This is a genomic window from Marinobacterium sp. xm-m-383, from assembly GCF_013283255.1.
GTDB lineage: Bacteria > Pseudomonadota > Gammaproteobacteria > Pseudomonadales > Balneatricaceae > Marinobacterium_E.
This window is the reverse complement of record NZ_WBYT01000005.1, coordinates 169,825-185,116: the sequence shown is the minus strand read 5'-3', so window position 1 is coordinate 185,116 and position 15,292 is coordinate 169,825. Positions and strand designations below refer to the sequence as shown.

Annotated in this window: 13 protein-coding genes; 8 read left to right on the top strand and 5 right to left on the bottom strand. The window is 47.9% G+C overall.

Going from position 1 to position 15,292, the window contains the following annotated elements:
• The first annotated feature begins 290 nt into the window (after positions 1-290).
• Genes iolC through iolE form a run of 3 tightly spaced genes read left to right on the top strand, consistent with a single transcriptional unit; the run spans position 291 to position 5,025 of the window.
• Positions 291-2,216, top strand: coding sequence for a 5-dehydro-2-deoxygluconokinase (gene iolC / locus XMM383_RS09800; protein ID WP_173494888.1), 1,926 nt, complete (start codon positions 291-293; stop codon positions 2,214-2,216).
• Between the two features lie 21 nt (positions 2,217-2,237).
• Positions 2,238-4,094: a 3D-(3,5/4)-trihydroxycyclohexane-1,2-dione acylhydrolase (decyclizing) gene (gene iolD / locus XMM383_RS09795; RefSeq protein WP_173494887.1), complete on the top strand. Its 1,857-nt coding sequence runs from the start codon at positions 2,238-2,240 to the stop codon at positions 4,092-4,094.
• A 31-nt stretch (positions 4,095-4,125) separates the two neighbouring features.
• Positions 4,126-5,025, top strand: coding sequence for a myo-inosose-2 dehydratase (gene iolE, locus XMM383_RS09790; RefSeq protein ID WP_173494886.1), 900 nt, complete (start codon positions 4,126-4,128; stop codon positions 5,023-5,025).
• A 42-nt stretch (positions 5,026-5,067) separates the two neighbouring features.
• On the opposite strand, the gene XMM383_RS09785 is transcribed toward iolE, so the two are convergent.
• Both XMM383_RS09785 and XMM383_RS09780 read right to left on the bottom strand, forming a co-directional pair.
• Positions 5,068-6,012, bottom strand: coding sequence for a ketopantoate reductase family protein (locus XMM383_RS09785; RefSeq protein WP_173494885.1), 945 nt, complete (start codon positions 6,010-6,012; stop codon positions 5,068-5,070).
• A 5-nt stretch (positions 6,013-6,017) separates the two neighbouring features.
• Entirely contained in the window at positions 6,018-6,896 is an 879-nt protein-coding gene (locus tag XMM383_RS09780) for a LysR family transcriptional regulator (protein WP_173483029.1), read from the bottom strand.
• 111 nt (positions 6,897-7,007) lie between these two features.
• Between XMM383_RS09780 and XMM383_RS09775 the strand changes: the two genes are divergently transcribed.
• The 3 genes from XMM383_RS09775 (at position 7,008) to XMM383_RS09765 (ending at position 10,751) form a co-directional block, all read left to right on the top strand.
• Positions 7,008-8,507, top strand: coding sequence for a CoA-acylating methylmalonate-semialdehyde dehydrogenase (locus XMM383_RS09775; RefSeq protein ID WP_173494884.1), 1,500 nt, complete (start codon positions 7,008-7,010; stop codon positions 8,505-8,507).
• 80 nt (positions 8,508-8,587) lie between these two features.
• Positions 8,588-9,496 (top strand): DMT family transporter, encoded by a 909-nt coding sequence (locus XMM383_RS09770; protein ID WP_173494883.1) that lies wholly within the window; start codon positions 8,588-8,590, stop codon positions 9,494-9,496.
• A 79-nt stretch (positions 9,497-9,575) separates the two neighbouring features.
• Positions 9,576-10,751 carry a YbfB/YjiJ family MFS transporter gene (locus tag XMM383_RS09765; protein WP_371744234.1) on the top strand — a complete coding sequence of 392 codons (1,176 nt, stop codon included), beginning with the start codon at positions 9,576-9,578 and terminating at the stop codon, positions 10,749-10,751.
• A 63-nt stretch (positions 10,752-10,814) separates the two neighbouring features.
• Here XMM383_RS09765 and pobA read toward each other — a convergent pair whose 3' ends face one another.
• The 3 genes from pobA to XMM383_RS09750 all read right to left on the bottom strand — a co-directional run bounded on the left by pobA (position 10,815) and on the right by XMM383_RS09750 (position 13,511).
• Positions 10,815-12,026: a 4-hydroxybenzoate 3-monooxygenase gene (gene pobA, locus XMM383_RS09760; protein WP_217362084.1), complete on the bottom strand. Its 1,212-nt coding sequence runs from the start codon at positions 12,024-12,026 to the stop codon at positions 10,815-10,817.
• Positions 12,027-12,136: 110 nt separating this feature from the next.
• The gene (locus XMM383_RS09755; RefSeq protein ID WP_173494882.1) at positions 12,137-13,036 is read right to left on the bottom strand and encodes a helix-turn-helix domain-containing protein; all 900 of its coding nucleotides are present in this window, start codon (positions 13,034-13,036) and stop codon (positions 12,137-12,139) included.
• A gap of 4 nt (positions 13,037-13,040) precedes the next feature.
• Positions 13,041-13,511 (bottom strand): MarR family winged helix-turn-helix transcriptional regulator, encoded by a 471-nt coding sequence (locus XMM383_RS09750; RefSeq protein ID WP_173484362.1) that lies wholly within the window; start codon positions 13,509-13,511, stop codon positions 13,041-13,043.
• A 206-nt stretch (positions 13,512-13,717) separates the two neighbouring features.
• Here XMM383_RS09750 and XMM383_RS09745 point away from each other — a divergent pair, with 206 nt between their 5' ends.
• Both XMM383_RS09745 and XMM383_RS09740 read left to right on the top strand, forming a co-directional pair.
• Positions 13,718-14,488, top strand: coding sequence for a crotonase/enoyl-CoA hydratase family protein (locus XMM383_RS09745; RefSeq protein ID WP_173481221.1), 771 nt, complete (start codon positions 13,718-13,720; stop codon positions 14,486-14,488).
• 16 nt (positions 14,489-14,504) lie between these two features.
• Complete coding sequence (locus tag XMM383_RS09740) at positions 14,505-15,272, top strand: 3-hydroxyacyl-CoA dehydrogenase (protein ID WP_173494881.1); 768 nt, start codon at positions 14,505-14,507, stop codon at positions 15,270-15,272.
• The last annotated feature ends 20 nt before the right edge of the window (positions 15,273-15,292 follow it).

Sequence of the window (15,292 nt, the reverse complement as noted above, 5' to 3'; positions counted from 1 at the left end):
CTGAAATTCTAGCCACTATCTAGAAGATTAAAAAGGTCAATTTGGAACTTTTATTCCAATTTACCTAATATTTTAAACAAAAATCATTATTTTTCTGGTAAAAACCAGCCCAAAATTACAATAAGCCATTGATTTTAAATAATTATTCTAGCTTATGATATGTTCGTTCCAAAATATTGACTAAATGGAAATTAATTTCTATCCTGAGCATCTCAAAATAAGAAGTGATACATAGGTTACAGACTCTACTCTTCTTCTGTAATTCCAACATATAGCCATTAGGAGCCACCATGAGTGACCTGAAGTCGAGCGTAGGCACACGCGATCTCGATATCATCTGCCTAGGACGAGCAGCCGTTGACCTCTACGGAGAACAGATCGGTAGTAGACTCGAGGATATGGGCAGCTTTGCGAAATATCTTGGAGGCTCTTCAGGCAACATTGCATACGGCACATCACGGTTAGGGCTGCGCTCAGCTATGCTAACTCGCGTGGGCGATGAGCATATGGGTCGCTTCGTAAGAGAAGAATTTGAAGCAGCGGGTGTAGATACTAGCCACGTTGTGACTGATAAAGATTGCTTAACGGGTCTTGTTATCTTGGGCATTAAAGACCAAGAGACCTTTCCTCTGATTTTCTATCGCCGTGACTGTGCAGACATGGCGCTTAACAAAGATGACTTCTCACCTGAATTTATAGCTTCTAGTCGTTCACTACTAATGACTGGCACACACCTATCTACACCTTCAACTTACGAAGCGTGTATGAAAGCAGTTGAATACGCTAAAGCTGCGGGCACTAAGGTTGTTCTTGATATCGATTACCGCCCAGTGCTTTGGGGATTAACCGGTATCGGCGAAGGTGAAAACCGTTTCGTATCTAATGAAGGTGTGAGCCAACACCTTCAGACAGTTCTTCCGCATCTGGACCTCATCGTAGGTACCGAAGAGGAAGTTCACATTGCAGGCGGCACAACCGACACTATTGCAGCACTTAAGAAGATTCGTGAGCTATCAAATGCAACCATCGTTCTTAAACTAGGTGCATTGGGTTGTACGGTTCTAGATGGTGCAATTCCAGACTCAATGGATGCTTTCGATGTATTCACTGGCGTACGCGTTGATGTTCTCAACGTATTAGGCGCAGGTGATGCTTTTATGAGCGGCTTCCTTCGCGGCTGGCTAAACGGCAAGGATTACCTCACCTGTTGCCAGTATGCTAATGCTTGTGGTGCTCTTGTAGTTTCTCGCCATGGATGTGCACCTGCGATTCCATCCGGTGAGGAGCTCGACTACTACATCGCACATGCAGCAGAGATTCCACGCCCAGATAAAGACACTGAACTTAACTACTTACATCGTGTAACAACACGCCGCAAACCAAAGTGGGATGAGATTCTTGGCCTAGCCTATGACCACCGAATCCAATTATTCCAAATGGCACGCGAAGCAGGCACCGATGAATCTCGAATCAAATTGCTAAAGCAGCTATTAGTTAAGGCAACTCAAGACGCTGCCGTGAAGGCAAACCTTGAGGGTAAGGTTGGTGTATTAATCGATGATACGTATGGTCAGGACGCTTTGAACGATGTAACCGGTTTAGGCTGGTGGATAGGTCGTCCTGTTGAACTTCCTACTTCAAATCCAATCGAGCTTGAGGGTGGACGTTCAATTGGCAGCCGATTAAAAGAGTGGCCGCTTGAACATGTTGTTAAATGTTTGATTTTCTATCATCCAGACCAACCTATCATGCACCGTCTTGCACAAGAACGTCAGGCTTTAGAACTCTATAAAGCTTGCTGTGCTTCAGGACATGAGCTTCTGCTTGAAATCATTCCACCGAAAGATATGGCGCAAGATGAAGACACTCTTGTGCGTTCACTTGAGCGCTTCTACAACTTAGGAATCCGTCCTGATTGGTGGAAACTACCTGCACCAAGCCGCAATACCTGGGAGAAACTGACACAGTTAATTAATAAGCGTCAGCCACACTGTAGAGGCGTTGTATTACTTGGTCTGGATGCGCCACTCGAAGTTTTAAAACGTGACTTTGCAAACTCAAAAGGGTTCGATATCTGCAAAGGCTTTACGGTTGGCCGTACACTATGGTCTTCAGAGAGTCGCCAGTGGCTTGCAAACGAAATTAATGACGAACAATTTATTGAGCTAGTTAGCGGAAACTACCAGAGCTTGATCGAAAGCTGGCGTAACCGTTAATCAAAAAAGGACTCAAAAGATATGAGCACAATAAGACTTACTATGGCCCAAGCTGTCGTGAAATACATGATGGCGCAAAAGGTCATTGTCGATGGTGAGAAACAGCCTATTTTTGCTGGTGTTTGGGCTATTTTTGGACACGGTAACGTTGCCGGTTTAGGTGAAGCTCTTCAGCCTGTCCAAGCTGAGCTACCAACCTTCCGCGGTCAAAACGAGCAGACCATGGCTCATGCAGCAATTGCTTACACTAAAACGATGAACCGCAAACGCTTTATGGCGGTTACAGCGTCAGCAGGTCCAGGCTCTGTTAACATGGCTACTGCAGCCGCGGTTGCTCATGTAAACCGCCTTCCGGTACTTTTCCTACCCGGTGATACGTTCGCAACTCGTATGCCTGACCCTGTGCTTCAGCAAGTTGAAAATCCACACGACTACACACTGACATCAAACGATGTTTTCAAGCCTGTAAGTCGCTACTTCGACAGAATCATGCGCCCAGAGCAGCTGCTAGCGGCACTGCCGAATGTAATGCGAGTGTTAACAGATCCAATCGACTGTGGCCCTGCTGTATTGGCGATTCCGCAAGATGTTCAAACAATGGCGTTCGATTATCCTGAATCGTTCTTTGATGAGAAGATTCACCATCTTCGCCGCCAAGGTCCAGATGCTGACGAATTGGCACGTGCAATCGAGCTAATCAAGCAATCTAAAAAGCCAATGGTTATTGCTGGTGGTGGTATTCACTACTCTGAAGCGCTTTCTGAATTTGATCAATTTGTAACTAAATTCCAAGTTCCTGTTGCTGAAACACAGGCTGGTAAAGGTGCTCTACCTTGGGACCATCCTCAAAACCTTGGAACTATGGGTGTGTCTGGTTCTGCTTCAGCGAACGCTATGGCCCCAGATTGTGACCTTGTGATTGCTGTTGGTACGCGTCTAGGTGACTTTGCTTCAGGCTCGCGTGCGCTATTTCATAAAGATGCCAACCTTGTTTGTATCAACGTTGGCTCATTTGATGCTATCAAACACAAGGGCCAGCCTCTTGTCGGAGATGCGAAGCTTACCCTTGGGTTACTTAACGATGCTCTTGAAGGCTGGTCAGCAGACAGTGCGTGGGTTGCTAAGGGCGAAACTGAGCGCCAAGCTTGGATTAAAGCTTGTGATGTAGCTATGACAAATCGTGGTACAGATCTACCTACCGATTCAGAGGTCGTTGGTGCAGTTCTTCGCTCATCAGATATGACCAAAGATATCGTTGAGTGTGCTGCTGGCGGTCTACCAGGTGAACTTCAAAAGCTATGGCGCACGAAACACTCAAAAGGCTACCACATGGAGTATGGCTACTCATGTATGGGCTATGAGGTTGCTGGCGGCATCGGCGTTAAAATGGCTAAACCCGACTCAGAAGTTTATGTCATGGTGGGTGATGGTTCATACATGATGGCTAACTCTGAGGTATTCACCTCTGTAATGTTGGGCCAGAAGTTTATCCTCGTTGTGCTCGATAACTGTGGCTATGGATGTATTCACCGACTTCAGACCATGGGTTGTGGCGGTGCAGGTTTTAACAACCTACTTGAAGACTGCTTAACAGCCGATGGCAAACCAGCACCTAAAATTGATTTCACCGCACACGCTAAAGCAATGGGTGCAGAGGGTGAAACCGTTGCAACTATTGCGGAACTGGAAGATGCACTTGTACGAGCTCGTGCAGCAGACAAAACATATATCATCAGTATTGATACCGACCCGCTAATAACAGCACCAGGAGGCTGTTGGTGGGAAGTGGCAATTCCTGAAGTATCAGGTCGAAGCCAGGTTCTAGAAGCTAGAGCAAAATACGATGAGATGAAAAAACGCCAGCTAGAGAACCTCTAGTCTGGAATATAAAACACCGGAGAGTGAATTAATGAGTGTACGTATTGGTATTAACCCTCTGACATGGACTAACGATGACATGCCAGAGTTAGGTGCTGACACACCGCTTGAAACCTGTCTTTCTGAAGGTAAAGAAGCGGGTTACGCAGGCTTTGAATTGGGTCAGAAATTCCCTCGTAAAGCAGAAGTACTTGGTCCAATCCTTGATGCCCATGGACTAAAGTTAGTATCAGGTTGGTACTCAAGTCAGCTTCTTGAACGGACTGCAGAAGAAGAGATCGAGGCGATGCAGGATCACATGAATCTCCTAAAAGCACTTGGATCTAATGTGATGGTTTACTGTGAAGTTAGTCAGTGTATTCACGGTGAACGTGAAGTTCCTGTCTCTAAGCGTCCAGTCATGACAGATGCTGAGTGGACGACTCTGTTGGAACGAATTGAGGTTGTTGGACAGTACCTTCAGAGCCAAGGTATGGCGCTTGCCTACCACCACCACATGGGCACAGTAGTAGAGAGCGAAGCAGATGTTGATCGTCTAATGCAAGGCACATCGGATGCTGTTGGTCTGCTTCTGGATACTGGACACATGACCTACGCGGGTGGCGATCCACTTGCTCTTGCGAAGCGCTATGCAGGTCGTATCCGCCATGTACACTGTAAAGATATCCGTGCAGAAGTACTGAAGGATGCTAAAAACCAAAACCTAAGTTTCTTGAACTCAGTACTCAACGGAACTTTCACAGTACCTGGCGATGGTTCAGTTGATTACCCATCAATTTTCGCTGTTCTGAAAGAGTGTAACTACAGTGGTTGGTTGGTCGTAGAAGCTGAGCAGGACCCTGCTGTTGCTCACCCACTTACCTACGCAAAACTTGGTTATGCCAATCTTACTAAGCTTTGTGCAGACGCAGGTTTAGAAGTATCAGTCTAACGATCATGTCCAATATTAGACCCGCTTAAAGCGGGTCTTTTTTTAGCTTGTTTGCCCTGCCCAAAACTGAGGAGAAACCTGGCGTGCCAATATGAGTGCCGTCATCAACTCATTTTTGGGAACCGAAACACCCAACCGCTTCGCTTGTTCAACAACAAATCCATTCAACGAATCGACCTCAGTTAAGCGCCCCGCCCGCACGTCCTGCAACATAGAGGGCTGATGAAAGCGGTGTTCGGCACAAGCGAAGTTGATTAGGTTATGCAGCGCCTCTGTGTCCACAGTCGCATCCATTGCGTTCGCGACACTGACAGCCTCATCGGCCAACGCGTGAGCTTCCCGCTTCAATGCCTCAGTGTCGTTAACAATACCCGGGCCGGCATCAGTTAAAGCACAAACTCCGTTCATAGCGACATTGAAACAGGCCTTCTGCCAGATCTTGTTTAAAGGCTGATCGACATTGGCAGCGGTAATACCCGCCTCTGTTAATATTTTCTCCAACTCAATCGCTGCAGAAAGCGCATGCTGATCATTGGGATTGAGTGGGCCAAACCAAGTATCGCTAAACCCGAGCGAGCGAACAAAGCCAGGCTCAACCTGAGTTGCGGGAATCATCGTAACGCCATGAATCACAGACTGTTTAACATGTTCAGCGATTCGCAGACCATTACCCAAACCGTTTTGAAGCGTTACTATGATCGATGAAGGTGATAGTTTTGGTTCAATGGCCTTGATAGCCTCTACACTTTGGTAGGTTTTAGTGAACAGCAGTACAAAACGAGCATCGCACGCGTGCTCTAACTGCACCGCACTTGGGTGAACAACAAAGGTATCATCACTGGTTTCAACTTTGAGCCCCTGAGCGTTTACCACTTCAGCATTACTGCTTGAGCGATTGACCAGTTGTACACTGTAACCCGCCTCAGCAATGCACCCACCGACATATGCACCCAGTGCGCCAGCTCCTAAAATCATCACATCATTCATAGACACTACTCAGCTTTTAGTCCCTTCATAAATTCGAGGGTAGCACCGATTCGAGGTACCTTCTCGGTACTCTGGTGATATACAAGATAAAACTCTCTTTGTACCTCAATCTCAGGGATCAAACGTACCAGTTGATCACTCTCTCTTAGTAGAAACCTGTGCAGCATACCGATACCTAAACCAGCTTTAACTGCTTCAACCTGACCAATAGGAGAGTAGATTGCTGTTTGTGATTGCCACTGAGGCCATACAGAGCGAGGTGTATTGAGTTTGTCCGAAAAAAGAAGGTCTTCCACATAACCGATCAAACGATGCTCCGATAAATCCTCAATAGAGTCCGGCATACCGTATTGATCAATATATTGTTGAGATGCATAGAGACCAAGGCTATAGCTACCTATGCAGATAGAGTCCAGCTTGGGTTCGGTTGGTTTACCCACCATCACCGCAATATCGGCTTCACGCCTTGATAACGAAAAGCCGCGTGACTGAGGAACAATTTCTATATTTAGATCTGGGTTATCCTGAAGAAAAGATGACAACTGCGGTGTCAGCACGCGCAGCGCAAACCCCTCTGGCGCTGCGACACGCACAGTGCCACTGACGGAGCTGCTATCACTACCAAAGATTTCGCCGGCTGCTTCTATTTCGGCCTCTGCACGCTCGAGGTAATGCATCAAACGCACGCCTTCGTCGGTCAGTTTCAGTCCTTTACTCAGGCGGATAAAGAGCGGAGTTCCAGTCCTCTGTTGCAAATAAGAGAGGTGACGAGACAGTGTAATCGTCGAGATATTTAGGCTCTCAGCCGCCTTTCCCATCTGCCCTGCCCTAGCAACGGCAAGAAAGTAACGAGCATCTTCCCAGTTAAATGTTGAACTGCGCATAACCCACCCAATTGATCTATCAATTTTGATATATCATACATTAATTATTTTATATTGTTACAACAAATATGATGATGTCTAATAACTCCATACCAATAAAGGAGAAGTTCTATGTCTATCGTAGGTAACTACATCGGCGGCCAGCACGTCGCTTCAAACTCAGGTCGTACAGCACCTGTCTACAACCCTGCGACTGGCGCACAAACTAAAGAGGTTGCGCTTTCAACTGCAGATGAGACTCGTGCAGCGATTGCCAATGCACAAGAAGCTTTTAAAACTTGGAGCAAAGTGACTCCACTTCAGCGCGCTCGCGTCATGTTTAAGTTTAAAGAGCTAGTAGAAGCTAACGCTGATGAACTTGCTGAGCTAATTACTTCTGAGCACGGTAAAGTCTTCTCTGACGCGAAAGGCGAACTAACTCGTGGTCTTGAAGTTGTTGAGTTTGCTTGTGGTATCCCTCACCTTCAGAAAGGCGAGCACAGCCTAAACGTTGGCCGTGGCGTAGACAGCTACAGCCAGATGATGCCTATGGGTGTTTGTGCTGGTATCAGCCCATTCAACTTCCCAGCCATGGTTCCAATGTGGATGTTCCCAGTCGCTATTGCGTGCGGTAACACCTTCGTAATGAAGCCATCTGAGAAAGATCCATCAACGACTATGCGTCTAGCAGAGCTGCTTAAAGAGGCGGGCCTACCAGATGGTGTATTCAACATCGTAAACGGTGACAAAGAGGCAGTAGACGTTCTTCTTACAGATGAAGCAGTTCAGGCAGTAAGCTTCGTAGGCTCTACGCCAATCGCTGAGTACATCTACTCAACAGCGAGTGCACACGGCAAACGTGTTCAGGCTCTTGGCGGTGCTAAGAACCACATGATCGTAATGCCAGATGCTGAACCATCACAGGTTGTTAGCTCTCTGATGGGTGCTGCATACGGTTCTGCAGGCGAGCGCTGTATGGCTATCTCTGTAGCTGTATGTGTGGGCGACGCAGTTGCTGATCACCTAATCAAAGATATGACTGCAGAGATCGAGAAGATGTCTGTAGGCAACGGTATGTCTTCACCAGAGCCACACATGGGCCCTCTAGTTAGCCGTGTTCACGCTGACAAAGTATTGGGTTACATCGATTCAGGTGTAGAAGAAGGAGCAACGCTTGTCGTTGACGGCCGTAACTTCAAAGTGGTTGATCATGACAACGGCTACTTTGTTGGCCCAACGCTGTTCGATAACGTTAAGCCTGGCATGCGCATCTACAACGAAGAGATCTTCGGCCCTGTGCTAGCGGTTGTTCGTGTTAACAGCTATGAAGAGGCACTGAACCTAATCAACGAACACGAATACGGTAACGGCACGGCTATCTTCACACGTGACGGTGACACGGCTCGTAACTTCTGTGAAAACGTACAAGTAGGCATGGTCGGTGTCAACGTGCCAATCCCAGTACCTATGGCATTCCACAGCTTCGGTGGTTGGAAACGTTCACTATTCGGTCCACTGCACATGCACGGTCCAGACGGCGTTCGCTTCTACACTCGTATGAAGACTATCACTGCTCGCTGGCCTACCGGTCTAAGCGCAGGCCCAGAGTTCACAATGCCAACAATGAAGTAATCTTTATTGAGCAACAAAAAGACGACCCTTGGGTCGTCTTTTTTGTTTATGCTATCCACTCAACCTTACGAGATCACACATTGAACCCTCAATACCTTAAATCTGACCTACTCATGCTGCTGGCCTCCCTGTTAGCTGCCATTAGCTGGATATTCTCTAAAGAGGTCCTGCTAGGTCTTGAACCCATTCTATTCATGGGCTGTCGATTTATGTTGGCGGGGCTCCTGATTGCCCTGTTCGCACGCAGTGAGTTGTTACTCTTCACCTTACGTGACCTTTCGCGGGTGACCTTGGTTGGTGTGATATTTGCCGCAGGCCTAGGGTTTTGGATATTAGGCCTGTTCCACGGAACTCATATCGGAATCGGCGCGTTTCTGACCAGTTTAGGTGCCATTTTTGCACCTCTTTTGGCGCCACTATTTGGTGACCAACCCACACGTTTTGCCTGGTTCGCGGTGCCGGTTGCTGTGATCGGTGCTGCTTTTCTCACCTTAACATCTAACTTTGTCTTTGGTTTGGGTGAGTGGTACTACTTAGCGTCAGCAATCTCTTTTGCAATCTACCTAAACATCAATAGTCGCGCCGCCGGTAAAACACCATTAAGAGCACTGACGTCGATTCAACTGCTGACAGCGGGCGCTGTTCTGTTGCCGATCTCATTATTAACCGAAAGCTGGACCATTAACGCCGAGATCTCGATTCTAGGCTGGTTTCTTGCCAGTGTGTTAATTGGGACCAGTCTGCGCTTTTTTGTTCAGACCTACTCACTGAAACTTGGCCCCGCAAGCCGAGGTGCTCTGATCCTGACATTGGAGCCTGTTTGGGTGGCTATCTTAGGTATGATTTGGCTGAAGGAGACGATGTCCGCGTCGCAACTACTCGGTTGCACGTTGATTCTGCTCGCGGTTTTCATATCCAGATCAGACCTATTGTTAAAGGTTTTCTGTAAATCGAAACGACTAAGACAGAATGGGCATTCCGCATCTTAAAATCGATGCACTAAAGGTTTAATACATTTATCTACTTTTTCGCATTAAAGTGATCGATCACCTTTAGGAATTGAGCATTGTGAGCAGCACAGATTCAAACAGACATTTAATCATTGAGCGCAACAAAGTTATCTTTGCTGGCATCTGTTCAATGATCCTGACGGTTGGCATAGCTCGATTCGCTTACACACCTCTGCTACCGCAAATGTTAGAGCAGACGGATCTCTCAAAGTTGGTGGGAGGCTGGTTAGCAACCTACAACTACATCGGCTATCTAGTCGGGGCCATCTTAGCGGCGAATATCAAAGAGCTGTCTGCTAAATTTCACCTCTACCGTTTTTATCTAATTCTTGCGACGGTCACTACTTATGGCACTGGCCTTACTGAGGATCACCTGCTCTGGTCAATACTCAGATTTCTCTCTGGCATCTCCAGTACCGCGGGGCTGCTACTCGCCTCTGGACTGGTCATCAACTGGTTGCGCGCCAATCATTTCAAGCCGCAATTAGGGGTCCATTTCATCGGCATGGGTATCGGCATTGTCTTTACTGGGCTGATCACCGCCCTATTTTCGGCCGATCTAAGCTGGGATCAACAGTGGCAGGATCTTGCATTGATGGGTGCCCTCTTTCTTATCCCTGCCTGGCTCTGGATGCCCTACCCACCAAAGTTTGAGGCCAGCACCTCAAGCAAAGTAGAGGAGCCCGATTCGCGGTTCATGAATCTACTGATCGCCACCTATTTTTGTGCCGGTGTCGGTTACGTCATTAGTGCTACGTTCATTATCGACATACTACAGAACACCCCTCAGTTAGCCGGCAAAGGTGGTTGGGTGTGGGTCATCGTGGGACTTTGTGCGGCGCCGTCGGCACTGATCTGGGACAAGGTAGCTAACCGCATCGGACAGATACAAGCCCTGCAATTGGCCTACATCATTCAAATCGTTTCGTTTATCTTGCCGCTTGTGACCGACCACAGCTTGGCCAGTTTCATTGCCGCCGCTTGTTGGGGAGGCACCTTTGCCGGAATCGTCAGCTTAACCTTGGCTATTGTCGGACGTGCATTCCCCTACAACCCAGCGAAAGCGATGGCAAAACTGACCATCAGCTTTGGGGTTGCTCAGATCGTTGCACCGATTTTTGCCGGTTACGTTGCAGACCTATCTGGCTCCTACCTTGGAGCACTTCTTGGAGCATTGGTTGTGATGATTGCAGGCATGCTGTTCCTGCATAAGATTGGCTATAACCTGAAGTGAATGACCAAATAAAAACGCCAGGCTGCAACTAAGCAGCCTGGCGTTTTTAGCAGATGCGTAAAATTACTCTTTTACATCTTCGTAAGGAAGACCTACATACTGCTCGGCAATAACACGACGACCATTTTCGTAGTTCATGAAGTAGCTGAGCTCAGAATCCATAAAGCGCTGACGCATTTCTGGATCAGTACCTGCATCGCTAACTTCGTCACCAAAGTCGTGAAGCATGTTAGTCATCATCCAGCTGAAACGTTCACCGTGCCAAACGCGGCGCAGTGCGATTTCAGAGTACTGATCAATGTATTTACGATCACCCGTTTCATAAACTTTAGTCAGAATCTTGTATAGCGTTGCCACATCAGAAGCAGCCAGGTTAAGACCTTTAGCGCCTGTTGGCGGTACGATGTGTGCCGCATCACCGACTAGGAAAAGATTGCCGTACTGCATTGGCTCACAAACAAATGAACGGAGCGGTGCAATAGACTTCTCAAGTGCTGGTCCAGTAGTAACATTGTCAGCAGCCTCTTTAGGTAGGCGCTTTTTAAGCTCTTCCCAGAACGCTTCATCAGACCAATCTTCAACCTTGTCAGTCAAAGGTACCTGAATGTAGTAACGTGAACGAGTTGGTGAGCGCTGTGATGCTAGGGCAAAGCCACGCTCTGATTTCGCATAAATAAGCTCATCGTGACATGGAGGCACATCAGCCAGTAGACCTAACCAACCGAATGGGTAGACACGCTCGTGCTCAGTACGAACATCTTCAGGAATCGTTTGACGTGAAACGCCGTGGAAGCCATCACAACCCGCGATGAAGTCACACTCAAGACGGTACTCTTCTCCACCGTGAGTGAATGTCACATAAGGATTATCACTCTTCACATCATGTGGCTGAACATCCGATGCTTCATAGTAAGTATCCAAGCCTTCAGTTGCTTCACGAGCAGCCATTAGGTCTTCAGTAATATCGACCTGACCGTAACAGACAACGACGTCACCGCCTGTCAAACCTTTAAGGTCGATACGATGATTTTCACCATTTACTGCAATGACGACACCTTCATGAACGTGACCACACTTGTCCATGTTTTCAGCAACACCGGCTTCACGGACTAGATCTGCAAAGCCCTGCTCAAGGATACCTGCGCGGATACGACCCAATACGTAATCACCTGTTACACGTTCAAGTATGACGTTAGAGATCCCTTTCTTGTGTAACAGTTGTCCTAACAACAGACCCGAAGGGCCGCCACCAATGATCGCTACTTGTGTCTTCAATGTTTTCATTATTCTGCTCTCGAGATGATTCAAAATCGTTCAAACATAATGGACCGACGGCTCTGCTCCCAACAGGGCCATTAACGATCATTAATAGTACTTTTCCGATCTTAATTAGAGTCGTAGTTATGAGAACTACGGTAGACAGCAGGGGTTTGATCAGTGAGTTTCTTGAAGAAACGCGAGAAGTAGGCAGGATCTTTAAAGCCCAGATCAAAGGCTAACTCTTCGACACTACCACGGGTGAACACCAGACGGCGCTTGGCTTCCAACAGCAATCGCTCTTGCACCATCGCCTTGGCGGTTTTACCCACCTCCTGTTTACAGAGGCGGTTAAGATGATCAGCAGAGATACCGATAAACGACGCATACTGCTCTACCGACAGGTGGTCATAGAGGTGTTGTTCGATCAGTTTTCGGTATCGTATTACCGGTTTGGCGGCTTGAAGTGATGGCGCGCTATCAGCATCAGTCACTAGCAAACGGCGCAGCTGCATCAACGTCGCTCGGGCTAACCATTCCGAGACCAATGAGTGCCCCATATCGACAGAGGCCAGTTCCCGCTCGATCATGCCTAAGTAACCCTGAATCTCCTGAACAATGCGCTCTTGACCGACTAGAGAGATCACCGATGCGCCAGCAAACAGGGAACCAAAATAGGGTTCACAACGCTCATAGGACTCGTTGGTCAACAGCGGTTCTGCCAATGTCAGCACGACACCCTCAGTTTCGGGCGAGAATCGAAAGCCGTGTACAACGCCGGCAGGCAATGAAATCGCAAAGGGGCCTGTGAGAGACTGTTTTTGATCATCGATGGTCACTTCAGCCATGCCATCAAAGACAAAAATGATTTGGAACATCCGTCCATGTCGGTGTGGTTGGATCGACCAACCATTATCACGACTGCGGCTCGCGATGTTCTCAACATGCACAAACACCGGATCATCGATATTAGATTCACCGTAGAGCCCAAACTGGGGAATAGGGTTCATGCTCGTTGAGGCGGTCATGCTTTTACTGAGCCTCAGCTCGATTCGATAAACGAGTCAGCATATCGACCAGTAGTTCGCGCTCTGAATCTTGCAACGGCTCATAGAAGGCCTCTTCGTTAGCCTTTACCTTCTGCTCGGCTGCTTGGTACCACTCGTTGCCATGCTCAGTCATTCTGAGCGCATAGGATCGTCTGTCATTCTCGGCAGCACAACGCTCTAGCAGATTCATTTTTTCTAGCTTATCGATCGCTGCGACCATAGCCGAACGGTCAGTACCAAGGGTATTCGCCACTGCAGTCTGCGTCAGGCCAGGGTTACGGTAAACAATTTCCAACACAGCAAACAGCCCCGGACTGATGCCTAACTCAGCACACCCCTTAGAAAAGCCATTAAATGCAGCAAGCTGAGCACGACGCAGGTGGTAGCCTAGGGAGCTGCCCAGCAGCCCGAGATCCACATCTAATTCATTTTTACGCTTTGAACGACTCGCCATTCCTTACCCTTAACACTAATACAGCTGCTATAAGCACTTAAAAAGATAGAGATATTGTAAACACACTTTGTACTTAAATTAAAATTGTTTAGTTACTAAACAGTTTTAGACCAAAGCATATTGCTGAACCCTTTAATTGTTTATATGATAAACAAATATCAGACAGACACTGTGCTTCCTAGCACCCAAACAAAATGAGGCTTCTTATGAGCAACTACACTTACATCCAGTTCACTGTTGAAGACGGCATCGGCCACCTACACCTTAACCGTCCTGAGAAGAAAAACGCGATTAACGACGAACTGTGTCTTGAGATCGAACAGGTATTTATCACCATGCCTGAAGATGTACGTGTCGTGATTTTCTCGGGTGCTGGCCCAGAGTTCTGTTCAGGTCTTGATCTTGCGGAACACAAAGCACGCCAAGGCCTAGATGTTGTTAAGCACTCAAACATGTGGCACCGCACCTTTGGACATATTCAAAACTCAGGCCTTCCAGTAATTGCCGCTATGCAGGGTGCTGTTATCGGTGGTGGCCTTGAGCTAGCAACCTGTGCACACGTTCGTGTTTCTGAAAAAGGCACTTACTACCGCCTACCAGAAGGCCGCCACGGTATCTTCGTGGGTGGTGGTGCATCACGTAACGTTGCACGCGTTATCGGTGCCGGCCGCATGACTGAGATGATGCTAACGGGTCGTGATGTCGACGCTGAAGAGGGCTACCGCCTAGGCCTATCTCACTACGTTGTTGAAAATGGCCAGTCACTGGAGAAAGCAAAAGAGCTAGCAGCACACATTGCTACCAACTCACCTTACTCAAACTGGGCAATGACGACAGGCCTTCGTCACATCGACAGCATGTCTCACGACGACGGCATGTACACTGAGTCTCTACTTTGCGGTATTACACAGACTCACCCAGACGTTGTTGCTCGTCTAGAGAAGTTCCTAAACCGTAAAAAACAGCCACAGCAGTAAGCGGCCGGAGTTCACTATGCAGATTGCAGATAAACTATTTCTAGTGACTGGCGCTGGCTCAGGCCTTGGTGAAGCAGTGGCACGTCGTCTAAGTGCGATGGGTGGCAAGGTATGTATCGCAGATATCAATGAAGCAGGCGGCAACCGTGTTGCAGCCGATTTGGGCGACTCGGCGATCTTTTGTAAGACCGACGTCTCTGATGAAGCTTCAGTACAAGCGTGTATCGAAGCAGCAACAGCCAAGTTTGGTGCGCTCTCAGGAGTTGTTCACTGTGCTGGTGTTGGCGGTGCTAAACGTCTTGTTGGCCGTGATGGCCCACACGACCTTGCAAGCTTCCAGCGCATCGTAAACATCAACCTAGTCGGCACATTCAACATTGCACGTTTGGCTGCGAACGTCATGCAGAACAACGAACCAGGTGATTCTGGCGAGCGCGGTGTGATTGTCAACACGGCATCGGTTGCTGCATTTGATGGTCAGATTGGTCAGGCGGCTTACTCAGCTTCTAAAGCCGGTGTAGCCGCAATGACACTACCACTAGCGCGTGAACTAGCGAAACTTGGCATCCGCATTATGACAGTTGCTCCAGGTCTATTCCGCACACCGTTGATGGATGAACTGCCTGAAGAGGTTCAGGCAGCGCTTGGGGCGTCAGTACCTTTCCCTTCACGTCTTGGTAATCCAGATGAATTTGCCATGCTTGCGCAGCAGATCATCGAAAACCAGATGTTAAACGGTGAAGTGATCCGCCTTGATGGCGCGATCCGCATGGCCGCTAAATAATCATTAAGCAGAGGTAAGTT

Excerpts from the sequence above, each read along its gene's own strand:
- iolC (WP_173494888.1), top strand. The coding sequence starts at position 291 with ATGAGTGACCTGAAGTCGAGCGTAGGCACACGCGATCTCGATATCATC.
- iolD (WP_173494887.1), top strand. The coding sequence starts at position 2,238 with ATGAGCACAATAAGACTTACTATGGCCCAAGCTGTCGTGAAATACATG.
- iolE (WP_173494886.1), top strand. The coding sequence starts at position 4,126 with ATGAGTGTACGTATTGGTATTAACCCTCTGACATGGACTAACGATGAC.
- XMM383_RS09785 (WP_173494885.1), bottom strand. The coding sequence starts at position 6,012 with ATGAATGATGTGATGATTTTAGGAGCTGGCGCACTGGGTGCATATGTC.
- XMM383_RS09780 (WP_173483029.1), bottom strand. The coding sequence starts at position 6,896 with ATGCGCAGTTCAACATTTAACTGGGAAGATGCTCGTTACTTTCTTGCC.
- XMM383_RS09775 (WP_173494884.1), top strand. The coding sequence starts at position 7,008 with ATGTCTATCGTAGGTAACTACATCGGCGGCCAGCACGTCGCTTCAAAC.
- XMM383_RS09755 (WP_173494882.1), bottom strand. The coding sequence starts at position 13,036 with ATGACCGCCTCAACGAGCATGAACCCTATTCCCCAGTTTGGGCTCTAC.
- XMM383_RS09750 (WP_173484362.1), bottom strand. The coding sequence starts at position 13,511 with ATGGCGAGTCGTTCAAAGCGTAAAAATGAATTAGATGTGGATCTCGGG.
- XMM383_RS09745 (WP_173481221.1), top strand. The coding sequence starts at position 13,718 with ATGAGCAACTACACTTACATCCAGTTCACTGTTGAAGACGGCATCGGC.
- XMM383_RS09740 (WP_173494881.1), top strand. The coding sequence starts at position 14,505 with ATGCAGATTGCAGATAAACTATTTCTAGTGACTGGCGCTGGCTCAGGC.